The organism is Streptomyces sp. NPDC030183, assembly GCF_055573455.1.
The window spans coordinates 1-22,833 of the sequence record NZ_JBVIBK010000012.1 but is presented as its reverse complement, the minus strand read 5'-3'; the positions used below and the strand labels follow the sequence as shown (position 1 = coordinate 22,833).

General features: G+C 73.0%; 17 protein-coding genes. 8 read left to right on the top strand and 9 right to left on the bottom strand.

Features of this window, described 5'->3' with window-relative positions; all coding sequences use genetic code 11:
• Positions 1–208 precede the first annotated feature (208 nt).
• From ACZ4Z2_RS16250 to lanKC, 3 genes are all read right to left on the bottom strand, one after another.
• Positions 209–2,104, bottom strand: coding sequence for an ABC transporter ATP-binding protein (locus ACZ4Z2_RS16250; RefSeq protein ID WP_468076426.1), 1,896 nt, complete (start codon positions 2,102–2,104; stop codon positions 209–211).
• Between the two features lie 295 nt (positions 2,105–2,399).
• Complete coding sequence (locus ACZ4Z2_RS16245; protein ID WP_005483995.1) at positions 2,400–2,516, bottom strand: SapB/AmfS family lanthipeptide; 117 nt, start codon at positions 2,514–2,516, stop codon at positions 2,400–2,402.
• A gap of 110 nt (positions 2,517–2,626) precedes the next feature.
• Positions 2,627–5,350 (bottom strand): class III lanthionine synthetase LanKC, encoded by a 2,724-nt coding sequence (lanKC, locus tag ACZ4Z2_RS16240; protein WP_468076424.1) that lies wholly within the window; start codon positions 5,348–5,350, stop codon positions 2,627–2,629.
• 253 nt (positions 5,351–5,603) lie between these two features.
• On the opposite strand from lanKC, the gene ACZ4Z2_RS16235 reads away from it, so the two are divergent.
• Positions 5,604–8,024: a SpoIIE family protein phosphatase gene (locus tag ACZ4Z2_RS16235; RefSeq protein WP_468076422.1), complete on the top strand. Its 2,421-nt coding sequence runs from the start codon at positions 5,604–5,606 to the stop codon at positions 8,022–8,024.
• A 12-nt stretch (positions 8,025–8,036) separates the two neighbouring features.
• A complete protein-coding gene (locus ACZ4Z2_RS16230) occupies positions 8,037–8,540 on the top strand; it encodes a metallophosphoesterase family protein (protein ID WP_468076420.1) in 504 nt (167 codons plus the stop codon).
• Positions 8,541–8,579: 39 nt separating this feature from the next.
• Here ACZ4Z2_RS16230 and ACZ4Z2_RS16225 read toward each other — a convergent pair whose 3' ends face one another.
• A complete protein-coding gene (locus ACZ4Z2_RS16225) occupies positions 8,580–9,683 on the bottom strand; it encodes an XdhC family protein (RefSeq protein WP_468076418.1) in 1,104 nt (367 codons plus the stop codon).
• A 110-nt stretch (positions 9,684–9,793) separates the two neighbouring features.
• On the opposite strand from ACZ4Z2_RS16225, the gene ACZ4Z2_RS16220 reads away from it, so the two are divergent.
• Together ACZ4Z2_RS16220 and ACZ4Z2_RS16215 are read left to right on the top strand one after the other, a co-directional pair.
• On the top strand, positions 9,794–10,765 hold the full coding sequence (locus ACZ4Z2_RS16220) for an LLM class F420-dependent oxidoreductase (protein WP_468076416.1): 972 nt from the start codon (positions 9,794–9,796) through the stop codon (positions 10,763–10,765).
• 154 nt (positions 10,766–10,919) lie between these two features.
• Complete coding sequence (locus ACZ4Z2_RS16215) at positions 10,920–11,972, top strand: aldo/keto reductase (protein ID WP_468076414.1); 1,053 nt, start codon at positions 10,920–10,922, stop codon at positions 11,970–11,972.
• A gap of 111 nt (positions 11,973–12,083) precedes the next feature.
• Here the strand turns inward: ACZ4Z2_RS16215 and ACZ4Z2_RS16210 are convergent, their stop codons facing one another.
• Complete coding sequence (locus tag ACZ4Z2_RS16210; protein WP_468076412.1) at positions 12,084–12,563, bottom strand: hypothetical protein; 480 nt, start codon at positions 12,561–12,563, stop codon at positions 12,084–12,086.
• Between the two features lie 328 nt (positions 12,564–12,891).
• On the opposite strand from ACZ4Z2_RS16210, the gene ACZ4Z2_RS16205 reads away from it, so the two are divergent.
• Positions 12,892–14,757 (top strand): endoglycosylceramidase, encoded by a 1,866-nt coding sequence (locus ACZ4Z2_RS16205; RefSeq protein WP_468076410.1) that lies wholly within the window; start codon positions 12,892–12,894, stop codon positions 14,755–14,757.
• Here the strand turns inward: ACZ4Z2_RS16205 and ACZ4Z2_RS16200 are convergent.
• Positions 14,750–16,021, bottom strand: a complete 1,272-nt coding sequence (locus tag ACZ4Z2_RS16200; protein ID WP_468076408.1) for a YncE family protein — start codon at positions 16,019–16,021, stop codon at positions 14,750–14,752. The genes ACZ4Z2_RS16205 and ACZ4Z2_RS16200 overlap by 8 nt on opposite strands.
• A 205-nt stretch (positions 16,022–16,226) precedes the next feature.
• Between ACZ4Z2_RS16200 and ACZ4Z2_RS16195 the strand changes: the two genes are divergently transcribed.
• Positions 16,227–16,889, top strand: coding sequence for a TetR/AcrR family transcriptional regulator (locus tag ACZ4Z2_RS16195; protein WP_468076406.1), 663 nt, complete (start codon positions 16,227–16,229; stop codon positions 16,887–16,889).
• Between the two features lie 61 nt (positions 16,890–16,950).
• Here the strand turns inward: ACZ4Z2_RS16195 and ACZ4Z2_RS16190 are convergent, their stop codons facing one another.
• Complete coding sequence (locus ACZ4Z2_RS16190; RefSeq protein ID WP_468076698.1) at positions 16,951–18,180, bottom strand: glycosyltransferase; 1,230 nt, start codon at positions 18,178–18,180, stop codon at positions 16,951–16,953.
• A gap of 120 nt (positions 18,181–18,300) precedes the next feature.
• On the bottom strand, positions 18,301–18,666 hold the full coding sequence (locus tag ACZ4Z2_RS16185) for a nuclear transport factor 2 family protein (RefSeq protein ID WP_468076404.1): 366 nt from the start codon (positions 18,664–18,666) through the stop codon (positions 18,301–18,303).
• Between the two features lie 176 nt (positions 18,667–18,842).
• Here ACZ4Z2_RS16185 and ACZ4Z2_RS16180 point away from each other — a divergent pair, with 176 nt between their 5' ends.
• Together ACZ4Z2_RS16180 and ACZ4Z2_RS16175 are read left to right on the top strand one after the other, a co-directional pair.
• Positions 18,843–19,142: a hypothetical protein gene (locus tag ACZ4Z2_RS16180; RefSeq protein WP_468076402.1), complete on the top strand. Its 300-nt coding sequence runs from the start codon at positions 18,843–18,845 to the stop codon at positions 19,140–19,142.
• A 184-nt stretch (positions 19,143–19,326) separates the two neighbouring features.
• Positions 19,327–20,787, top strand: coding sequence for an aldehyde dehydrogenase family protein (locus tag ACZ4Z2_RS16175; protein WP_468076400.1), 1,461 nt, complete (start codon positions 19,327–19,329; stop codon positions 20,785–20,787).
• Here the strand turns inward: ACZ4Z2_RS16175 and ACZ4Z2_RS16170 are convergent.
• The gene (locus ACZ4Z2_RS16170) at positions 20,775–22,544 is read right to left on the bottom strand and encodes an ABC transporter ATP-binding protein (RefSeq protein ID WP_468076696.1); all 1,770 of its coding nucleotides are present in this window, start codon (positions 22,542–22,544) and stop codon (positions 20,775–20,777) included. The two genes, ACZ4Z2_RS16175 and ACZ4Z2_RS16170, sit on opposite strands and share 13 nt — an antisense overlap.
• Between the last annotated feature and the right edge of the window lie 289 nt (positions 22,545–22,833).

Below are 22,833 nucleotides of genomic sequence, written 5' to 3'. Positions count from 1 at the left end.
GAAGCCGACGGCTCGCCGGCGCCCCGGACCCCGACCGCCCGACCGGAGCCCTCCGACCCGCCCCCGACACCCCCACGGCGCCGACCGCCCCCCACCGCCGCGGCCGCCTCGCCACCCGCCGCGCGGGGCTCCGGACGTCCCTCGTCCGGCGCCCGGCCGTTCGCCGACGCCGGGCAGTCCGGCTGCCTGCTGGTCCGCCGACCCCGCATCAGTGCCCTCCCCCCTCCGGGCTGGACGGCTCGCGATCCCCGCTCGGCGCGGCCCCCTCCCTGACGGAACCGCCGTACTCGGCGTGACCGGCGCACCCGGGGCGACCGTCGCCCGGCTCCCCGAACAGTTCTCGGTAGTCGGGCAGTTGCCAGAGGTCCGTGTGCGGGCCCGTCGCTCGAACTCTCCCCCCGTCCAGCCATACGACGATGTCCGCGTCGGCGGCTGTGGAGGGGCGGTGGGTGATGAGGAGGCGGGTGTCGGCCGGGCTACGGCGGCGGAGGAAGTCGGTGATGTGGCGTTCGGTCAGCGTGTCGAGGCTGGAGAGGGCGTCGTCCAGGATCAGGACACGGGAAGTGCGGGCGAACGCCCGGGCGAGGCCGAGGCGTTGCGCCTCGCCGCCCGAGAGGGGGGCCTCGGCGCAGGGCGTGGCGTAGCCGTGGGCGAGGCGGTGGATGAACACGTCGGCGCGGGCGGCCCCGGCGGCCCGGCGCACTCGGTCCGGGGAGGGCCGGACGACGCCCAGGGCGATGGTGTCCTCGACCGACTCGCCGAGCAGGGCGGGACGCGCGAAGGCATGGGTGACCGCCCCCCGCAGCTCCCGGTGACCCAGTGCGGGCAGGGGCACGCCGTCCAGCCGTACCTCTCCCTCGTCCGGGTCGAGCAGGCGCCCGGCGACGGCGGCGAGCAGCGACTTGCCCGCACCGGAGCGGCCGACCACGGCGAGCGTGCTCCCGGCCGGTACGACGAGGTCCACCCCGTCCAGGACGGGGCGCCCGCCCCGGTGGACGGTCACCCCGCGCAGCTCCAGGCGGCCCCGCCCGGACGGCGGCAGCCGGCGCTCCCCGTAGTCGAGCGGAGGTTCCTCCAGCACCTCGTCGAGCCGCCGGGCCGCCGCCCGGGCCCGGACGAGGGCGGACAGCTGTCCGACGAGGACGCCGACGCCCGCCGCCAGCACGGCGTAGCGGGACGCGGCCAGCAGCTCGCCCACCGACACCTGCCGTCGGGCGAGCAGCACACCGGCCACCGCCAGCACTCCGATCTGGAGCAGCGGTGCCACCGCGGCCGCCCGCGCCGCGGCGCGCCCCTGGACCCGCCACATGCGGTGCCCTTCGCGGGAGAGTTCCGGCAGCGGCCGCAGGACGCGGGCCACGGTCCGGTCGGCGGTCCCGGCCGCCGCGATCGTCCGCGCACCGGCGACGGCCTCCGCCAGTCCGCTCGCGATACGGCCCTGGTGCTCCTGGTAGCGCGTCACACAGTCCGAGGAGTCGCGGGCGAGACAGCGCAGGAGGAGGGCGATGACGGGAGCCCCGGCCAGGAACACACCTGCCAGCCAGGGATCGATCAGCCCGAGCGCCACCACCGCTCCGACGGGCCCGGCGAGCGCGGCGAGCAGCGCGGCCACGGTGGCGGGGGCGGTGCCCGCCTGGGCGGCGTTCCCCACCAGCCGTGCCACCAGGTCCCCGGGCCCGGACCGGGCGGCGGCCCGGGGGCCCACCGCCAGCACGTGCCCCACCAGCCGGCGGCGCAGCCAGGCGGTGGCGCGTGCGCTCGTCGTCCCGCCGACCACGGTCTCCACCGCGTCCAGCACGGCGATGACCAGCATCAGCGCGGCACACCACAGCACCTGACGGGTCGCCGCCGGATCACCCGCCAGCAGGAGGTCGAGGGCGCGGCCCAGGGCGACCGGCAGCACCAGGTTCGCCCCCGTCGTCGCCGTGGCGACCAGGGTCAGGGCCGTGCAGCGGCGGGCGGAGTACCGGAGGGTCGCGCCCAGCAGGGCGGCCGGCGCGGGCGGTGCGGCGGACCCGCTCGGCGGCTTCGGCGCAGGGGCCGTCGCGGGCGCGGTGGACGTGGCGGCCGGACCACGACCACCGGGTTCGGTGTGGGTCGTCATACCCGTCCTGACGTGGGACCGAGAGGGACGGCGGTGGGAGCACGCGGGACTGCCGTGGGACGGCGTGCGGGGCTGCCCGGGTCACTGCCGTGGGGCTGCCCCGGGCGGCGCGTCGCCCGCCGGGCATGGCGCCGCGAACCCCGGACGCCGGACATGCGCAGGGCCCGGACGGCCCCTCCCCGGACAGAGGAGGAGAGACCGTCCGGAGCCGTGGCGCGACCCCGCCGCCGCGGGTGCGGCCGCGGTGCCGCGCCGGTTCAACGGAAGACCTTCCGGGGGCTGCCGCCCCGACGGGTCAGAGACAGAGCGTGATGCTGGCCGCGCTCACACAGGACAGGACGCTCAGGGAGCTGGGCCCGCCGGTGCCCGTGGTCTCGTCGGCTTCCATCGTCTGCAGGTCGAGGAGTGCCATGTCGCTTCCTTTCGGTTGACTGCCCCCGAAGGGGTCTCGTTGACGCCCCCGCAAGGGACGTGGGGACGGGGGTGTTTCCTCACGACTCCGTCAGAGAGCGGAGCCGCGTCTCAGGGCCGCCGAGGCGGCGGCGGGAGGAACGGCAGGTGAGCCCGGGCGTCGTCGTCGAGCGCCGCGCCGAGTGCCAGCAGGCACCCCGCCGTTCCGGTACCGAGGTCCATGGAGAGCCGCATCAGGTGGTTGCCGGGGAAGGCGAGTTGCCCCTGGTACGGCATGGCGTGCCAGCCGAGCGCGTCGATCTGCTCCCGTAGCAGGTCACGGGACGCGCCCGTCCGCGCGAGATGGAGGATCATCCCGGCCCGGCCCTCGAAGAGCCCGGGCTGCGCGTAGAAGCGGTAGGTGGCCGCGGCGAGGAGCCCCGCACGGACCCGCTCGAGTTCGCGGGTCCGCTCGGGCTCGCGGGCCCGTCCGGACCCGTCCGGTGCCGTCCCCCTCGCCGCCAGGTAGTCGTCGAGGACCATGCCGACCCCCGCGCCGCCGTCGCCGAGGTACGGCATCGTCCGCCAGCCCTCGTCGACGGCCAGGCCGCCGTTCTTCTGGGTGACGAGACACTCCAGGTCGAGCCGCAGCGCGTCGCCCGCCGCGTCGAGGAGCGCCGGGTCGCCCGTCGTCTCGTACCGGCGCAGCAGGAAGAGCGCGGGACCGCTCGCGCCGCGCAGCAGGCCGGCGCGACGGCGGGGCGGTGCGGGGCGGGGTTCGGCGAGGCGTCGAACGAGGAGCGCGGCGACGTCGTCCGCGCGTTCGTCCAGTTCCCTCTCACCGGTGGCGCGGGCCAGGTGCCCGAGGACCAGCCCCAGCCCGGCCAGGCCGCCGCGCAGGTCGGAGGAGAGCTTGTGCCACTTCTCGGACAGGACGCGTCCGACGAGGTCGAGGGCCCGCTCCCGGTGACCGAGCAGCTCCAGGACGTGGGCGACGCCGGCGAGCCCGTCGTACAGGCCCAGCGGAGTGCCCAGCGGCACCGGGTCCGTGTGGTCGAGCAGCCAGCGCTCGCCCTCCTCGTACCGCTCGGCCCCCGTCACGGCCAGCGCGTACAGCACGCCGGCGGCGCCATGGGCGAGGCCGAGACCGCCGCCGTCCGAGAACTGGGCCACATCACCCGGGAACAGCCGGTCGTCCCGCTCCGGTGTGGCCGACGCAAGGATCGCCTTGACCATCGAGTCCCGGCTGTACGGCCAGTCCACGGGCTCGGCGAGCGAGGCGAACGGAGAGGCCGAGGCCGACGCCGGGACCGGGGAGGCGCCGACGGCCGTTGCGGCACGCGCCCGCGCACCGCCGCCGTCGGCCCCGCTCCCGCCGTCCGCTCCGCTGCCGGGGCCCGTCCCCGTGCCCGCCCGCACGATCTCGGCGACCGCCTCGTCCAGGAACCGTCGCGGCACGCCCGGGAACTGCCGCGCGATCACCTCGGCCAGATGCGCGGCCTTCGCCCGGTCGACCACGAGGAGCGAGGTCACCGGAAGGAACAGGGCGAGGCGCAGACAGGCGAGGGCGTAGCGGTCGACGTCGGGGCCCGTGCGGTCCGGGGGTGCCAGGAAGCCGGGATGGGCGACGATCTGCCGGCCGTTCTCCTCGGCGGGGGCCGCCGCCTCGAAGTCCAGCAGGGACACCGACCGCTCGTCCGGCGCGACCATGATGTTGAAGACATGCAGGTCGTTGAAGACGATCCCGCGCGCGTGCACCGCCTCGACCGCCTCCTCGACGGCACGGTGGACGTGTAACGCCCAGTCCGTGTACGCGGCCACCGCGTCCGGATCGGGGTCGGACGCCAGCAGCGGGTGCCGCTCGGCTACGTAGGAGTTGAGCGGGCGGCCCTCGACGAAGTCCATGACGAGGAAGCGGTGGTCGCCGAGGGTGAACCAGTCGCGGACCTCCGGGACGACACCCAGCCCCGACAGCCGCTCCAGCGCGGCCCGCTCCCGCTCCAGCCGGGCCACCGCGTCGGCCCCGTCGGCGGCCAGCCCGGCGTGCGGGCGCCCCTCCTTGAGGACCACCTTGCGCCCGTCACGGGTGTCGGTGCCGACGTAGACCCCGCCGCCGTTGGAGAAGTGCAGGGCCTTCTCGATGCGGTACGGCAGATCGCCGACCGTCGTGGTGTTCCGTGCCGCCAGCTGCGGCTCGAGGAACGCGGGCAGCGTCACCCACTCGGGTACATGGAAGGTCGGCTTCCGTTGGTCCGGCACCAGGGTGCCCGAGCCGTCGCGGACCGCCGGGACCAGCGAGCCGCGCTCGTCGACGACGAAGGAACGGGCGAAGGCGCCGTAGCGGACGTACAGGGGCCCGTCGTTCCAGCGCAGGTCGGTGAGGATGTACGGTCCGTCGAGGCCGTCCAGGAGCGCCCCCAGTTCCCGCAGGACGACGTGCAGCTGCTCCTCGTCGGCCGGGTACACCGTCACGAACTTGCCGCTGGTGTCACGGGCCGCGTACTTGGCGTTGCGCAGGTGCAGCAGGTGCGGGCCCGGCACGAACTTGAACGGGATCAGCCGGGGCACGCAGTAGTCCCACACGATCGCCGCGATCCGCTCCGCGTTCGCCCGGGTGGCGGAGGCGTGCACCTTCCAGCCCTGGGTGGGGGCGGGGCGCGGACGGCCGGCGCCGTCGACCGGGGTCAGCGCCAGCCAGTCGCCGATCCGGGCGGACCGCCAGCCCTCGGGCACCGCCCGCCGGGCCGTCGCGTACTCGGGCGCGGTCGTGCCGGCGCGCTCACCGGCGGAGAGCCGGTCCGGTGTCTCGTAGAAGTGTCTGTCGGCGAGCGCGTACGCCTCGTACCGCTTGTCCATGCGAGTCCCCCCGGGTGGTGTGAGCCGTGTCCCTGGGCCGTGTGGCGTCGAGCTTTCCAGCCGGCCGGGGCGGCCCGACAGTCACGGCTGTCACCAGAAACCCGTCATGCGTGTCACGCGATCACCGTGCGGAACGCATGCGTAAAGACATGTTCGGGTCCTTTCGATCCCGGGGTGCCGATGGCGGGCCCCGAGCCGCACCGAACGGCCGCAGGGGCTGCGCGAGCGTGCGGGAAGCGCTGTAATTGCGGACGTGGCGAGTGTGGGCGCGGCGGGACGCGGAGCGAGGAAGCCGCGTGCCGAACTCGCCCTGGAGGCGCTGGCCGACGACCTCGATCCACGGGACCGGCTCCACGCCATCCTCGAACAGGTGCTCGTCTTCACACGGGCGACGCTCGCCGCCGTGTACACCCCGGACGACGAGGGCGACCTGCTCTCGCTGACCGCGTCGGCCGGAGTCCCGACGAGCCTGTACGGGCTGCTCGACAGCTATCCGGTCTCCGGCGTCACCTCCCTCGCCGAGGTGGCCCGCACGGGCCGGCCGGTGTGGCGCGGATCCGCCGACCTCGTCCAGGACGCGGACGCCCGCCGCTCGGTCGTCGGGGAGTTCTCCGTGGGGGTGCCGCCACTGGACGAGCGGGGCTGTCTGCTCGCCGTGAGCGACGACCCGGACGGCTTCACCGCCGAGGACCGGAGCTGCCTCGACCTGTTCGCCCAGGCGGTCACCCGGGCGGCCCCGCCCCCCTCCCTCGGGCCGGGCGCCTCGTTCGACCTGGCCATGGACACCGGACAGGTCGAGGTCGACGACCAGCTGCTGGAACTGTTCGGGATCGGCCCCGACGACTTCGAGGGCCGGGTCGAGACCCTGCTCGCGATGACCGTGCCCGAGGACCTGCCCGCCGTGATGTCCGTCGTGGAAGCGGACCACATGACCATCGGCGACCGGGAGCTGGAGTTCCGCATCCGCCAGCCCTCCGGCGAGCAGAAATGGCTCAGGCTGCGCGGCCGGCTGCTGCCCGGCGGCGAGGACCGCCCGCCCCGGCTCGTCGGCACCGTCGCCGACGCCTCCACCCTGCGCACCGGCCGCGGCGACGTGGCCCGCGTCCAGCGCCTCGCCGCCGCCCTGGCCACCGCCGGCACCGTCCGCGACGTCAGCCAGGCCGTCGTCGCCGCCCTCCGCAAGCCCCTCCAGGCGGACCGGATCGCCCTCGCGGAACTGGAGGGGGACCGCCTCGTCGTCACCGTCCTCGACCCGCCGCAACCCGAGGCGTGGCCGGAGGTCTGGCGCACCGAGTGGCGCTCCGAATGGCCCGACGCGCCGGTGCGCACCATGCCGACCCTCGCCACGGCGCTCCGCGAGGGCCGCGCCGCTATCTGGCCCGCCGACGCCGATCTGGAACCCGCGCTCGCCGAGGTCGGCCCCGGCGGCCTCGCCGTCCTCCCGCTGCCGGCCGGCGGCCGGATGGCCGGGGCCTGCCTGATCGGCTGGGACAGCCCCCACGACTTCGGCCCCGAGGAACGCGCGCTGCTGACCGCTGCCGCCGGCCTCGCGGGCCAGGCCCTGATGCGGGCCCACGCCTTCGACGCCGAGCACGAACTCGTCGGCATGCTCCAGCGCACCCTCCTCCCGCGCCGCCTGCCGCAGCTGCCCGGCGCGGTCGCCGTCGCCCGCTATCTGCCCACCACCGCCGGGCTGGAGGTCGGCGGCGACTGGTACGACGTGATCCCCCTGCCCGACAACCACGTCGCGTTCGTCATCGGCGACGTCCAGGGCCACAACGCGGGCGCCGCCACCCTCATGGGCCAGATGCGCACCGCCCTGCGCGCGTACGCCGTCGAGGGGCACCCCCCGGACGTCGTCGTCTCGCACGCCAACCGCCTCCTCGTCGACATGGAGACCGACCTCTTCGCCACCTGCTGCTATGTCGACGTCGACATGGAGGAGGGCCTCGCCTGGTACGTCCGCGCCGGCCACATCCCGCCCGTGCTGCGCCACCCGGACGGGGAAGCCGAGATCCCCGCGTCCGACGGCGGCCCCCCGCTCGGCGTGCTCCGGCAGGCCGACTTCCCCATGAGCTCGCTGCGCCTGGCCCCCGGCACCCTCCTCGCGCTCACCACGGACGGCCTCGTCGAGTCCGCGGACCTCGACGTGGAGGACGGGCTCGACCAGCTCGCCGCCGGCCTGTCCACCGCCGACCCCGCCCACCTCGGTGCCGTCGCCGACACCCTGCTCGGCGGCGCCAACCGCGACGACGACGTCGCCCTGCTCCTCGTGCGCTACGACGGCATGGCACTGCGCCCGCGCCGCGAGAACTGGACGGTCTGGCGGGTGCCCCAGGCGGTCGGCCAGGCCCGCCGCTACACCCGGCGCGTCCTGCGGGCCTGGGGCATCCGCGACGAGGCTGACGCCGTCCTCCTGGTGGTCTCCGAACTCGTCACCAACGCCCTCGTGCACACCGACGGGCGGGTCCGCCTCGACCTCACGCTCCTCCACGACCGGCTGCGCGTCGCCGTCGCCGACACCTCGCCCCGCACCCCGATCAAGCCGACCAGCATCGGCTGGGAGGCCACCGGCGGCCGCGGCATCCTGCTCGTCGAGGCCATGGCGTCGGCCTGGGGCACCGTGCCGGCAAGCGGCGGCAAGCAGGTGTGGGCGGAGATCCCCATCGGCTGACACCCTGGAGGTGTGCGCCTGCTCCTGATGTCCGACACCCACCTGCCCAAGCGCGCCAAGGCGCTGCCCGAGCGGCTCCTCGCCGACCTCCCGCACGCCGACGTGGTCGTCCACGCCGGCGACTGGGTCGACGAGGCCACCCTCGACCTCCTCGAACAGCGCTCCCGCCGCCTGATCGGCGTGTACGGCAACAACGACGGCCCCGCCCTGCGCGCCCGCCTGCCCGAGGTGGCCCGCGCCGACCTGGACGGACTGCGCCTCGCCGTCGTCCACGAGACCGGTCCCGCACAGGGCCGTGAACGCCGCTGCGCCGACCGCTTCCCCGACACCGACGTCCTCGTCTTCGGCCACAGCCACATCCCCTGGGACACCACCGCCGACACCGGTCTCCGCCTGCTCAACCCGGGCTCCCCGACGGACCGGCGCCGGCAGCCGCACTGCACCTACATGACGGCGACCGCGGACGCCGGCGAACTGAGGGACGTACGCCTGCACCGGCTGCCGCCACGCACCTGACCCCCACCGGGCACCGGCACGGGTGCCCGGCCGCGGCTCTCACGGGACCGGCGGATGGATCACCCCGGACGTCGCCGTCAGCGGCACCCCGCTGCCACCCCATCTGAGCGCGACGATCTCCGCCGCGACGGACACCGCCACCTCCTCGGGCGTACGGGCGCCCAGGTCGAGGCCGACGGGGGAGCGCAGCCGGGCCAGCTCGGCCTCACCGAGACCGGCCTCCCGCAGTCGCCGCATCCGGTCGTCGTGTGTACGGCGGCTGCCCATCGCCCCGATGTACGCGGCCGGCCGGCGCAGCGCCTCCTCCAGCAGCGGCACGTCGAACTTCGGGTCGTGGGTGAGCACGCAGACGACCGTGCGGTCGTCGGTGGGCGTCTCCCGCAGAAAGCGGTGCGGCCACTCGACGACGACCTCTACCGGGTCGGGGAACCGCCGCTGCGTCGCGAAGACCGGGCGGGCGTCGCACACCGTCACCCGATAGCCCAGGAAGCCGCCGATCCGGGCGACCGCGGCCGCGTAGTCGATCGCGCCGAACACCAGCATGCGGGGCGGCGGCGCGAACGAGTGGAGGAAGACACGGACGGCGTCCTCGCGGCGCTCGCCGTGCGGCCCGTAGTGCCGCTCGACGGTGGCACCGAGGGCCAGCTCGCCGCGCGCGTCGGCGGCGACCGCCGCGTCCAGCCCGGCCGCGCCGAGGGAGCCGGACACCGCCTCAGGCCGGACGGCGAGCGTGGCACCGCGCGGCGCGGGGCCGTCGACGACGGTCGCCAGCGTCACCGGCCGCCCGGCGGCCACCGACCGGACGACCTCCCCCAGCGCCGGGTCCGCCTCCGGTGCCACCCGCCGCACCAGCACACCGATCTCCCCGCCGCAGGTGAGACCCACCGCGAACGCGTCCTCGTCGCTGTACCCGAACGTCTCCAGCCGCGCCTGGCCGGACGCCACCACCTCCTGGGCCAGCTCGAACACCGCGCCCTCCACGCAGCCGCCGGACACACTGCCCACGACCTCGCCCCCGGGGCCGACCGCCAGGGCGGCTCCCGGCTCCCGGGGCGCGCTCCGGCTGACCGTGACGACGGTCGCGAGCCCGAACGGGGCGCCCGCCGCGTACCACTCGCCGACCGCAGGGAGGACCTCACGCATGGCCCGCGCTCCTCTCACCACCCCCGCGCTTCCAGCGTCCGACAGTTCCGCCCCCGCCGCCCCTCCGGACGGGTTGTTTCGGACCCGCCCCGGTCGGGGACCCGGGCCCCATGGTGCACATCGGATACACGATGATGACCGAGCAGGCCGGTCCCCGTGAGCTCGTCGACCATGTCGTCCGGGCCGAGGACGCCGGCTTCGACTTCTCGGTCACCTCCGACCACTACTTCCCGTGGCTGCGTTCGCAGGGCCACTCGCCGTACGCGTGGAGCGTGCTCGGCGCCGCAGCCCAGGCGACCTCCCGCATCCCCCTGATGACCTACGTGACGTGCCCGTCGTTCCGCTACCACCCGGCCGTGGTGGCGCAGAAGGCGGCCACGATGCAACTGCTGTCCGAGGGGCGGTTCCGGCTCGGGCTCGGTTCCGGCGAGAACCTCAACGAGCACGTCGTGGGCGGCGGCTGGCCGTCCGTCGACGTGCGGCACGAGATGCTCGAAGAGGCGGTGGAGATCATCCGGGCGCTCTTCGAGGGCGGCCATGTCACCCACCACGGCACGCACTTCGACGTGGAGTCCGCCCGGCTGTGGGACCTGCCGGACGAACCGCCGCCCCTCGGCGTCGCCGTCTCCGGCGAGCAGTCCTGCGCCCTCGCGGGCAGGGTCGCCGACCTGGTCATCGCCACGGAGCCGGAGGCGGAGCTGCTGCGCGCCTTCGACCGGCACGGAGGCGAGGGCAAGCCGCGCGTGGGCCAGCTGCCGATCTGCTACGACCCCGACCGCGACACGGCCGTCCGGCGCGCCCACGACCAGTTCCGCTGGTTCGGCAGCGGCTGGAAGGTCAACTCCGAGCTGCCGCACCCCGATTCGTTCGCCTCGGCCACCCAGTTCGTCCGGCCGGAGGACGTCGCCGAGTCCATCCCGTGCGGCGACGACCCGGACGCCTTCGTCGAGGCCGTACGGCCCTACGCCGAGGCCGGGTTCACCGAGATCGCCCTGGTGCAGATCGGCGGCGAGTCCCAGCCCGCCTATCTGGACTGGTCGGAGAAGACGCTGCTGCCCGCGTTGCGCGAAGCCTTCGGCTGACCGCCGGGTGACGGGCGGGCGCAGCGGACGGGGCGGGGCGGACGGGTGGGGTGGAAGCCACCGGAGCCGCCCCCGCCCTTGTCCCTTGCCGTGGAGTGCACTTCAACTCCTAGGCTGACGCTCCGACCCACCCCACCTGCGACGGAGCATCGGCATGCGCTATCGAGTCCTCGGCAAGACCGGCATCGAGGTCAGCACCCACTGCCTCGGCACGATGATGTTCGGCGCCGTCGGCAACCCTGACCACGAGGACAGCGCGCGGATCATCCACGCCGCGCTGGACGCCGGCGTCAACTTCGTGGACACCGCCGACATGTACTCGAGCGGAGAGAGCGAGGAGATCGTCGGCAAGGCGCTCAAGGGCGTGCGCGACGACATCGTGCTCGCCACCAAGGTGCACTTCCCGCTGGGTGAGGGACGCAACCGCAGCGGCAACTCCCGCCGCTGGATCGTGCGGGCCGTCGAGGACAGCCTGCGGCGGCTGGACACCGACTGGATCGACCTCTACCAGGTGCACCGGCCCGACCACACCACCGACATCGAGGAGACGCTGTCGGCCCTCACCGACCTGGTACGGGCGGGCAAGATCAGGGCGTTCGGCTGCTCCACGTTCCCGGCGGAGGACCTCGTCGAGGCCCACCACGTGGCGGAGCGGCGCGGCTTGATGAGGCTGCGCACCGAGCAGCCGCCGTACTCGATCCTCGCGCGCGGCGTCGAACGGGCCGTGCTGCCCACCGCCCAGCGTCTGGGCATGGGGGTGCTGACCTGGTCGCCGCTCGCCTCGGGCTTCCTGTCCGGCGCCTACCGCGAGGGCCGGCCGGTCGACCTCACCACCGGCCGGCCCAGGCTCACCCCGCACCGCTTCGACCCGGCGCTCCCGGGCAACGCGCAGAAGTACGCGGCCGTCGAGCGCCTCGTCGCCCTCGCCGAGGAGATGGGCCGCACCCTGCCGGAACTGGCCGTCGCGTTCCCGCTGGTGCACCCGGCTGTCACGTCGGTCATCATCGGCCCGCGCACGATGGACCAGCTCACCTCGCTGCTCAAGGGGGCCGACCTGGTGCTCGACGACGCGGTGCTCGACCGGATCGACGAGATCGTGGCGCCGGGCACGGACCTCTACCGGGCCGACGGCGTCTGGCAGCCCCGCGCCCTCACCGAGCCGACCCTGCGCAGGCGCCCGACGGGCGAGCGAGCGGCCAGGGACTGACCCTCGCCAGAGGGCGGTGACGGCCGCGCGGGCCCAAGCTCGCTCCGCGGCCGTCACCGCACAGGCTTCCGGCCAGGACATCACGGCCGGCGTGCCCGGGTCGATGTGCCATCAGCAGATGTCGATGTGAGTGAAGTCGTACACCGCCTCGTTCGGGACGATCTCGGTGATCCGGCCGTTCGCCTCGATGCTGGCGCGATAGTTGGGCCCCCAGAAACGGACTACGGCTCCGCCGGTCTGGTTGTTGCGAACAGCCAGCGCGTCGATGAAGTTCGAGAGCGAACGCGTCTCGCACCTGAACAGGTGGAAGATGCTGTGAGTGCCGTCGCCCTGGCCGACCGACACGCAGGCGATCCCAGATGCCCAGGAGCACGCACCTAGCTGCGCGTTCCGATCGGCACTCGGCACATTCCGTGCCCATACCCGCTCGCCCGAGTACAGCGGATAGATCTCCGGTGTCCAAGCGGCCCTTCCGGCCGCAACGTTGGGTGCTGCCTGTGCCGGCGCCTGCGCCGCCAGCGGAAGGGCCAGTGCGGCGATCAACGTCACGACCATCGCGGCCGCCCGCTTTCTGAAACCTGTCACGCTCATGTGATCTCCTCTGTGGTCCTCGGGCCTGGTGGGGCTCCTGGGGTTCGGCCTCAGTGTGGTCCGCGCATCGAAAAGCAGGCCACGGCTTTCGGGCAGCGCCGAAAGGCCGTGGTCACAGCCGCGTTCGCAGAACCGCGTGACCCACACCGGAACGTTTTCCTGGGAAGCGGGAGCGGGAGCAGGACGCGGCCCGGGGGAGTGGTGGCGGCGCAGAATCGCCGTTGCAGGTGAACTGTCCTGCGAAAACGGGTACTTACTCGTGCGTCAGATGCTATTGACGCCTCGGCTGTCCATTGGGACTGTAGGGGACATGTCGAATGTGGCGGACATGTCAAAATTGCGCATACGTCTGCTCGGTGTCCTGGTCCTCGTCACCGGCTTCCTGACCACGGCGGGCCCCACCCAGCCCGCCTCCGCTCTCACTGACGAACTCTGGTTCGACTCCCAGGCCGCCGCGACCCTCACGGTCGACGGCGGCAGGTTCAAGGACGGCCTCGGCCGCGAGGTCGTCCTGCGCGGCTACAACGTCTCGGGCGAGACGAAGCTCAAGGAGAACAACGGTCTGCCCTTCGCCTCGGTCGCCGACGCCCGGAAGTCGGCGACCGCGCTCCGGGCGCTCGGCGGCGGCAACTCCGTCCGCTTCCTGCTGTCCTGGGCGTACGCCGAGCCCGTGCGGGGCCAGGTGGACACCGCCTACCTCTCGGCGGCCACCGCCCAGATGGGCGCCTTCCTCGACGCCGGTATCCGGGTCTACCCGGACTTCCACCAGGACCTCTACTCCCGCTGGCTGTTCGACCCCGACAGCTGGTACACCGGCGACGGCGCCCCCAAGTGGGCCGTCGACCTCGGGAACTACCCCGACGAGTACTGCGGCATCTGCCCGTTCTGGGGGCAGAACATCACCTCGAACGCCGCCGTGACGAAGTCGACGCACGACTTCTGGCACAACGCGTACGGTGTCCAGGACTCCTTCCTGGCCACCGCCCAGAAGACCATGGCGTACATCAAGCAGCACCTCTCGGCAGCACAGTTCCAGGGCGTCGTCGGCTTCGACCCGTGGAACGAGCCGCATCCCGGCGTCCTCGACTCCGGGCAGACGAGCAGGGCGTGGGAGAAGGACGTCCTGTGGCCGTTCTACGTCAAGTTCCGCTCCCGGATGGACGCCGCGGGCTGGCAGTCCAAGCCCGCCTTCGTCGAGCCCAACCTGTTCTGGAACGCCAACATCGACTTCCAGAAGCAGGAGGGCGGACTGCTCGACGCGGGCACCATCGGGCCGCGCTACGTCTTCAACACCCACTTCTACGACCAGAAGGCGATCTCCGGTGTCTTCATGTGGGGCAAGGCGGAGAACGGCCAGTACACCGCCGACTTCGGGAGCGTCCGTGACCGGGCCGCCGCCGGAGGGACGACCGCGATCGTCAGCGAGTTCGGGCATCCGCTCGCCGGGTCGGTCTCCGACAAGGCGCCCACGGTCTACAAGGCCATGTACCAGGCGCTCGACTCCCGTGTGAAGGGCGGAAGTTGGTGGTCGGACCCGGCCGCCTCCGGTCCGGTGCTGTCCGGTTCGCAGTGGCAGTGGGACATCTACCACGGCCGCCACCACGAGCTGATGAACGACAACCCCGACAAGGTGCAGACCGAGGGCGACGCCTGGAACGGCGAGGACCTCTCCGCCGTACGCCTCGACGACTCCGGTACGGCCGTGCTCCGCCAGGACGCCCGGCTCCTCGACCGGGTCTACCCGAGCGCCACGGCGGGCAGCGCCCTCGCCTTCACCTACGAGGACCGCTCCCGCGACGGCTCCACCACGCTGACCTGGAACCCGGTGCCCAGCACCCTGCCGAACGTCTCCTCGCTCGTCGGGTCCGGGCAGTACGCCCTGCTGGTGTGGCGCTCCGACGGCAGCACCGAGCCGACGGAACTGCACCTGCCGGCGTCCTTCCCCACCGGGTCCACCACGGTGGTGTCCGACCTCGGGGTGACCTCCTCGCCGCCGGCGTACACCACGGCCACGCCGGTCGCGGCGGCCAAGGAACCCGGCGGCACCGGCAGCCGCCGGCTGCTGCTCACCGCCCCGGACACGGGGAAGCTGCACTACGCGCTGGTCACCAACGGCGCGACAGCCCCGTCCGCGACGCGGTTGGACGCGGCGCGCACGGAGCTGTCGGGGTGGCTGGCCTCTGAGTTCAGTTAGCGGAGGGACCGGTCCAGCCGGTCGGCACCTTTGCCACCCGCACCCGCTGCGGGTGGTCGCCGACCGGCACGGACAGGGTCTTCTTCCCGGTGGCGAAGTCGATCACGGTGACCTGGTCGGCGCCGCTCTCGGAGACCACACAGGACTTGCCGTCCCCGCTGACGGTCGACCAGTACGGCTTGGAGACGGGGACGAGCGGGCCCTCCTGGAAGGTCGCGCGGTCCACGACGGTGGCGTAGTCGTCCATCGTCCCCGCGATGCACAGCTTGGTGCCGTCCGGCTTCATCGTGAGGCCGTGGTGGCGTGAGTCGTTGACGAAGGTGGTGCGGTCGTCGCTGACCCCGGGGGACTTCGGCAGGGTCTTGGTCCGGGTGATCTTGTCGGTGGTGATGTCGTACTCGAAGAAGCCGTTGAAGAACGACACCTGGAAGTACAGCTTCGTCTCGTCGGGCGAGAACGCGGCGGGGCGCACCGCGTCCGAGTAGTCGTTCAGTCCGATCGCGTTGAGCCGGTCGCGCATGTCGATCACCTTGACCTGCTGGAAGGTGTTCGCGTCGGCGACGGTGATCTTCCGGTCGCCCTTCGTCCAGTCCAGCCACGGGGCGTCGCTCTGGGTGTTCACGTCGCCGATGGCCATGTTCCAGATGTACTTGCCGTCACGGGTGAAGATGTTCTCGTGCGGCTTGTCGCCCGTCTTGAAGGAACCGACCTGCTTGCCGGTGACGATGTCCAGCACGTGCACGGTGTTCCCCGTCGACGCCGAGACCGCGACCCGCTTGCCGTCGGGGGAGACCGCCATGTGGTCGGCGCGGAAGCCCGACACCGGGAAACGCCAGTTGATGGCGCCGGTGGTCAGGTTGATCGACACCACGTCGGCGAAGCTGGGGCGGGAGACGACCATCGCCGAGCCGTCGGGTGTGGAGTACATGTCGTCCACGAACTGGTCGTGGCCCTCTCCCACGCTGTTGCGGATCGTCATGAAGGCGATCCACTTGATCGGGTCGGCGTTGATCTCCGCCATTCGCTGGGCCTTGTCCGGGACGACGTTCACCCGGCCGATCTTCGCGAAGTCACCCGTGGCCTTGATGACGTCGGCGGTGCCCTCCCAGTTGTTGCCGACGAACATCACCTCGCGCAGGTCCGCGTCGGCGGCCGAGGGGGCGGCGGAGGCGGACGCGGCGGCGGAGGCGGTCAGGGTCAGCGCGGCGGCCACGGCACCGAGGTGACGCATCCGGCGCCTCCGGGGCCCGGGGGTGGGGATCATGGCTGGTTCCTCCTGCTTGCTGGGGGCATGACAAGGCGGCTCTGGGGAGAGAACAGGGTGGAGAATCTGAATACGTCAGCGTTCAGAGTGGACTTACTGGAAAGTAAGGAACGGGTGCGCTTCTCCACAAGACCACGGACGCGACAAAATCGAGCGAGCACCGGTTCGGCCGTCGAACGGGTGATGCCATGTCGGGAGGAGAAGCGTGGCGGGCAGGCTCAAACAGCCCACCGGCCGTTACGGGGGACGGTCCGCCGAGGAGCGCCAGGCCGAGCGCCGGCGCCGCTTCCTCGACGCGGCCCTCCAACTCTTCGGCGACAGCCCCGGGTTCCGGGGCACGACCATCGCGGCCCTCAGCGAGGCGGCCGGCCTGTCGACCCGTCAGTTCTACGAGGAGTTCCGCACCCTGGAGGACGTCCTGGCCGCGCTCCACCTCCAGGTCAACGACTGGGCCGAGGAGGCCGCGCTCGCCGGCCTCGCCACGGCGGACGGCAGGCCGGTCGCCGAGCGGGTCGCCGCGGCGTTCCGCGCCTACGCAGCGAACGTCACCGGGGACCCGCGTCGGCTGCGCATCACCTTCACCGAGATCATCGGCGTGAGCCCCCGCCTCGAACGCCAGCGTCTCGAACGGCGCTCCCGCTGGGTCGACTTCCTCTGCGCGGAGGCCGCCGCGGCCGCCGACCGCGGCGAGGCCGCCCACCGCGACTACCGTCTCGCCGCCACGGCCTTCATCGGCAGCGTCAACGGCCTCCTCCACGACTGGCAGGCCGGATACGTCGACGCCGACCTCGACGAGGTGGTCGACGAACTGGTCCGGCTCCTCCTGGGAATCCTCCGTCCGGTGGGGTGGCGACCGGAGGGCACGTGAGGCGTTGGGGGGCGCCCCCCGGGGCGCCCGGACGCTCGCCTCGCCGTGCCGCTCCGCCGGTTCAGGTCGCCAGTCGGTTCAGCGCCCGCAGGACCGGTGCCACCCCGTCCTCCGCGGCCAACTCCTCCGCCAGGGTCCGGGCCCGGCGGCCGTACGCCGGGTCGGTGGTCGCCCGCCGCAGCGCGGCGGCCAGGGCGTCGGCGGTGAAGCCCCGTAGCGGCACCGCTCCCGGTGACACCCCGAGGGCGACGAGCCGGGCCGCCCAGAACGCCTCGTCGAACTGGACGGGGACCGGCACGGCGGGAACACCGGCGCGCAGGCCCGCCGCGGTGGTGCCGGCGCCCGCGTGGTGGACGACCGCGGCCATCCGGGGGAAGAGCAGGGAGTGCGGTATCTCGCCGATGGTGAGCATGTCGTCGCCCTCACCCCGCAGTTCGCCCCAGCCACGCTGGATCACCCCGCGCAGCCCGGCCATCCGCAGGGCGCGTACGACCTCGTCGCTCATCCGCCGGGCGTCCGGGACCGTGGCACTGCCGAGACCCACGAACACCGGGGCCGGTCCGGCGTCGAGGAAGTCCAGCACCTCCGCGGGAAGCCGGTCCTCGCGGTCGTACGGCCACCAGTACCCGGTGACATCCAGTCCGGGCCGCCAGTCGCCGGGCCGGGGCACCACCCGGGTGCTGAAGCCGTGGAACACCGTCCACCCCTGCCGGTCCCGGGCCCGGTGCCCCGCGATCCGCCCGGTGCGCGGCAATCCGAGGGCGGCGCGCAGCCTGCGCACCTCCTCCGCGAAGACCCACTCCACGGAGATGTTCACCGCGTGCCCGGCCGCCCGGTTGAGGACGGGCCCCCAGGACCGCACACCGGTCATCGGCGGCGCGAACTCGCCGGTCGGCGCCAGCGGTTGGAGATTCACGCCGAAACTCGGGATCGACAGCCCCTCGGCGACCGCGTGCCCGAACGGGGCGAGCGTGCCGGCCAGCAGCAGGGCGTCGCCGGCGCGGGCCGCGGCCACCAGGTCGTCGGCCATCCTTCCGACCGCCTCGCGCGCCATGCGCACCGCCCGCAGCAGCTTCCCGGCGCCGGTGGTGCTGCGGTGCAGCCTCCGTCCGCTGTCCGACTCCAGCTCGGCCCGCGGATCCACGGGCAGCGCGTGGAAGAGGACCCCCGAGCCCGCCACCAACGGCCGGAAGCGGTCGTGCGTCACGAGGGTGACCTCGTGCCCGGCCCGCACCAGCCGGTGCCCCAGCCCGGTGTACGGCGCCACGTCGCCCCGGGAACCCGCCGTCATGATCGCTACCCGCACGCAGGCCAGTATGGCGGCGCGACCGCTCCGGAACAGACGGACTGGGCCGCGATGACGCGAAACAGTCTCCCGGCGATGGGAAGGGGCCGACCGGATGCGGCCCGGCTACTCGTCCCAGGCCTGGAGCAGCGTGTGGTCGACGATCTTGCCGTCGCGCAGGGTGATCATCGAGCTCGCCAGGACCCGCACACCGTCCGGGTACTCGCAGGACTCGGTGTAGGCGACCTGGTCGCCCTGGACGACGCACTGCTCGAGCTTGTGCGTCATCTCCCGGCTGCAGACGTCCTCCAGCATCTCGCCGATCTCCGACCGGCCGTGCAGGACCTTGGGGTGGCTGGGCTGCGTGTTGTGATCGACGACGCGCATCTCGGCGTCGTCGGCGTACAGGGAGAGCAGGGTCGACGCGTCCGCCTGCTCGGTGCCTCGGCGCAGCATCTCGGTGTCGAACGCGGGGCTTGCCGCGGTACCCATGGGTGACCTCCTTCGAGGGCCGCGGCCCGGCGGGGGAGCGGGCCGCGAGGGGCTCCTGCTATCGAGGCTCCTCCGCCCCGCGGAACCCGGCAAGCGCTGAGGGGACCGGCCGCGCGCCGTGCGCCTCACGGGTGAGCGGGCGTGACCGTCCGGGGCCGCGCGGCGTTGCTGAAGGCATGATCTCAACTCGACGTATCGTCGCCGCCGTAGGGCTCGCCGTCGGTGTCACCGGCCTGGCCGCCCCGATGGCCAACGCGGCCGGCGCCACCGACGCGGTGACCACGTTCAGCCCCATGGCGACGCTGGACTCCCTCACGGTCACCGACCTCCCGGAGCAGCACAAGGACTCCGTCCCCCGCCCCTCCGAGCAGCTCGCCCACCTGAACCGGGTCCACGAACTGAACAAGTTGAACGAACTGCACCAGGTCACCGACCTGGCCGCGCCCGTCCTCGGGCTCCTCGGCGCCATCGAGTAGGAAAACGGTTCCTCAGGACCCAAGGGCCCCACCACGCTGTGCGCGGTGGGCCCTTGACTTTTCCCGGGACCCCGGCAGAGCATCACGAGTGTGTAACGTGAAGTGATCTTCACTTTACGAACAAGCGGGAGGGAATCGCCCACTCCCGTACCGTCGTCGACCGTACCCCCGAGGAAGCCGCGCCATGGCCATAACCCGTGACCTTCTGATCGGCGGCAAGGACGTGCCCGCCGCGTCCGGCCGCACCACCGAGGACTTCGAGCCGTACACCGGGGAGGTGTACGCGACGGTCGCGGCGGCCGGACCGGAGGACGTCCGGCGGGCCGTGGACGCCGCCGACGCGGCGTTCGAGGAGTGGGCGGCCCTCGCGCCCTTCGCCCGGCGGGCGATCTTCTTCAAGGCCGCCGACCTGCTGGACGCCCGGGGCGAACAGGTCGCCGAGATCATGGCGCGGGAGGCGGGCGGCACCCGCCCCTGGGCGCTGTTCAACGTGATGCTCGCCGCCAACATCCTGCGCGAGGCGGCGGCCGCCATCACCGCCCCGCGCGGCGAGGTCCTCTCCTCCCAGAAGGAGGGCGCGCTGAGCCTCGCCGTCCGCGAACCGCTCGGCGTCGTCGCGGCGTTCGCGCCGTGGAACGCGCCCGTCATCCTCGGCGTACGGGCCGTCGCGGCTCCCCTGGCCGCCGGCAACACCGTCGTCGTCAAGCCCAGCGAGGACGCGCCCATCGCCTGCGGTCTGCTGGTCGCCGACGTGTTCCGGGAGGCCGGTCTGCCCGACGGCGTCCTCAACGTCATCACCAACGCGCCCGAGGACGCGGCCGAGATCGCCGAGGCGCTGATCTCCGACGAGCGGGTGCGCGCGGTGAACTTCACCGGCTCCACCAACGTCGGCCGGATCATCGGCGAGCACGCGGCCCGCCATCTCAAGCCCGCCGTCCTGGAGTTGGGCGGAAAGAACGCGGTCATCGTCCTCGACGACGCCGACGTGGACTACGCGGTCGACGCCGTCACCTTCAGCGTCTTCATGAACGCCGGGCAGATCTGCATGTCCGGCGACCGGATCCTCGTGCACGAGTCGCTGGCCGAGGAGTTCGCGCAGAAGTTCACCGCCAAGGTCGCCACGCTGCGCGCGGGCGACCCCGGCCACCCGCACACCGTGGTCGGGCCGCTGGTGAGCGCCGCCGCCGCCCAGCGGATCGCGGGGCTCGTGGAGGACGCGGTCGCCAAGGGGGCCACCGTCCTCGCCGGGGGCGGCCGGCCCGAGGGCGCGGTGCACCCCGCGACCGTGCTCACCGACGTCCCCAAGGACGCCGACCTGTACTACGCCGAGTCCTTCGGCCCGCTCTGCGTCCTGGAGACGTTCGCCGAGGACGACATCGCCGTGAAGCTCGCCAACGACACCGACAACGGCCTGAGCTGCGGCATCATCACCGAGAACGCCACCCACGGACTGGCCGTCGCCCGCCGGATCCGCACCGGCATCGTGCACATCAACGACCAGTCCGTGGCCGACGAGCCCCAGGTGCCCTTCGGCGGCGTGAAGGCCTCCGGCTACGGGCGGTTCGGCGGCCGCTGGGGCATCGAGGCGTTCTCGAACACCCGCTGGGTGACCATGTCCACCCAGCAGGCGCACTACCCGTTCTGAGCGCTGAGGTCGGACGCCAGGAACTGCGTGGCCGCCAACTCCGCGTACAGCGGGTCGGCGGACACCAGTTCCCGGTGGGTGCCGACCGCGCGGACCCGCCCGGCGTCCATGACCACGATGCGGTCGGCCATCGTCACCGTGGACAGCCGGTGCGCCACCACCAGCACCGTCGTCGTCCGCGCCACGTCGGCGACCGTGTCGCGCAGCGCCGCCTCGTTGACCGCGTCCAGCTGGCTGGTCGCCTCGTCGAGCAGCAGCAGACGCGGCCGCCGCAGCAGCGCACGGGCGATGGCGACACGCTGGCGCTCACCCCCGGACAGCTTGGTGCCCCGGTGGCCGACCAGCGTCTCCAGGCCCTGCGGCAGCTTGGCGACCAGACCGTCCAGCCGGGTCGTCTTCAGCACCCGCCCCAGCTCGCCCTCGTCGGCCCCCGGGTTGCCCAGCAACAGGTTGTCCCGCAGCGTGCCGGACAGCACCGGAGCGTCCTGCTCCACATAGCCGATCGCCGCCCGCAGCCGGGGCAGTTCCCACGTGGTGACGTCCCGGCCGTCGACCGTGATGACGCCCGCCTCCGGGTCGTAGAACCGCTCGATGAGCGAGAACACGGTCGTCTTGCCCGCGCCCGAGGGCCCCACGAACGCGGTCATCCCCCGCGCCGGGACCTCGAACGTCACCCCGTGGTGCACATACGGCAGGTCCTCGGCGTACCGGAAGCGGACGTCGGTGAAGGCGAGCGCGGCGGGTTCGCAGTCCGGTCCCGGCAGCGGTGCGGGCCGGGCGGCCGGCTCGGCGGGCAGCCGCAGCGCCTCCTGGATACGGGCGAGCGCGGCGGCACCGGTCTGGTACTGGGTGATGGCACCCACGACCTGCTGGATCGGCGACATCAGATAGAACACGTACAGCAGGAACGCCACCAGCGTGCCCACGTCGATCGCGCCGGTGGCGACCCGGGCGCCGCCCACCGCCAGCACCGTGATGAAGGCGATCTGCATGGCGAGCCCGGCCGTGTTGCCGGCCGCCGCCGACCACTTGGCGGCCCGTACGCTCTGCCGCCACGACTCCTCCGCCGCCGCGTGCACGGTCTCCTCCTCGCGGTGCTCCGCGCCGGACGCCTTCACCGTGCGCAGCGCGCCGAGGATCCGTTCCAGCGAGGCGCCCATCGCCCCGACGGCGTCCTGCGCCGCCCGGCTCGCCCGGTTGATGCGCGGGACGATCACCCCGAACACCACCCCGGCGCCGAGGATCACCCCCAGGGTCACGGCCAGCAGCACCGGATCGACGAACCCCATCAGCGCCACCGTCGCGACGAGGGTGAGCCCGCCGGTGCCGAGGCCCACGAGGGTGTCGGTGGTGACCTCGCGCAGCAGTGTCGTGTCGGAGGTGATGCGCGCCATCAAATCGCCCGGCTCGCTGCGGTCCACCGCGGTGATCCGCAGCCGCAGCAGATACGACGACAGGGTGCGCCGCGCGCCCAGCACCACCGACTCGGCGGTGCGCCGCAGCACGTACGAACCCAGTGCGCCCACCGCCGCGTTGCCCACGACCAGCGCCGACATCAGCAGCAAGGCCCAGGTGATGGCCCGGTCGTGGGACAGGTCGTCGATCAGCTCCCGCGCCACCAGCGGCAGGGCGAGCCCCGTCGCGCCGGTGACCAGGGACAGCACTGCGCCCAGCAGAAGTGCCCAGCGGTGGGGCCGTACATAGCCGAGCAGCAGCCGCCAGTTGGGCTGCTGCTCGGCCGGGGGGTCAGTCGTGATCACGACGCTCCTCGGCAGGTCGGTCGGGGAGTGGGGACCGGGCGTGGAGCTTCAGCCTACGTCGGGGGTGAGCGGCACCGTGAACACCTTTTCAACCCCCCCGGCAGTCACCTCCTCTCCCGTCTAGGCCCTGTCGTCACATTCCCGCCGTCGCCCGGAGGGGGGGAGGTGGGAATGTGACGACAGGGCCTAGCTGTTCTGTCTCGGGAGGTTGTGGACGAGTGAGCCAGGTCTCGGCTGGGGGATCTTGAACAGGTGAGGGCCTTCCGGTTCGGTGTGGATTGCGACG

Excerpts from the sequence above, each read along its gene's own strand:
- ACZ4Z2_RS16250 (WP_468076426.1), bottom strand. The coding sequence starts at position 2,104 with ATGACGACCCACACCGAACCCGGTGGTCGTGGTCCGGCCGCCACGTCC.
- ACZ4Z2_RS16200 (WP_468076408.1), bottom strand. The coding sequence starts at position 16,021 with ATGATCCCCACCCCCGGGCCCCGGAGGCGCCGGATGCGTCACCTCGGT.
- ACZ4Z2_RS16245 (WP_005483995.1), bottom strand. The coding sequence starts at position 2,516 with ATGGCACTCCTCGACCTGCAGACGATGGAAGCCGACGAGACCACGGGC.
- ACZ4Z2_RS16180 (WP_468076402.1), top strand. The coding sequence starts at position 18,843 with ATGATCTCAACTCGACGTATCGTCGCCGCCGTAGGGCTCGCCGTCGGT.
- ACZ4Z2_RS16210 (WP_468076412.1), bottom strand. The coding sequence starts at position 12,563 with ATGAGCGTGACAGGTTTCAGAAAGCGGGCGGCCGCGATGGTCGTGACG.
- ACZ4Z2_RS16175 (WP_468076400.1), top strand. The coding sequence starts at position 19,327 with ATGGCCATAACCCGTGACCTTCTGATCGGCGGCAAGGACGTGCCCGCC.
- ACZ4Z2_RS16190 (WP_468076698.1), bottom strand. The coding sequence starts at position 18,180 with ATGACGGCGGGTTCCCGGGGCGACGTGGCGCCGTACACCGGGCTGGGG.
- ACZ4Z2_RS16225 (WP_468076418.1), bottom strand. The coding sequence starts at position 9,683 with ATGCGTGAGGTCCTCCCTGCGGTCGGCGAGTGGTACGCGGCGGGCGCC.
- ACZ4Z2_RS16185 (WP_468076404.1), bottom strand. The coding sequence starts at position 18,666 with ATGGGTACCGCGGCAAGCCCCGCGTTCGACACCGAGATGCTGCGCCGA.
- ACZ4Z2_RS16215 (WP_468076414.1), top strand. The coding sequence starts at position 10,920 with ATGCGCTATCGAGTCCTCGGCAAGACCGGCATCGAGGTCAGCACCCAC.
- ACZ4Z2_RS16205 (WP_468076410.1), top strand. The coding sequence starts at position 12,892 with ATGTCAAAATTGCGCATACGTCTGCTCGGTGTCCTGGTCCTCGTCACC.
- lanKC (WP_468076424.1), bottom strand. The coding sequence starts at position 5,350 with ATGGACAAGCGGTACGAGGCGTACGCGCTCGCCGACAGACACTTCTAC.
- ACZ4Z2_RS16220 (WP_468076416.1), top strand. The coding sequence starts at position 9,794 with ATGGTGCACATCGGATACACGATGATGACCGAGCAGGCCGGTCCCCGT.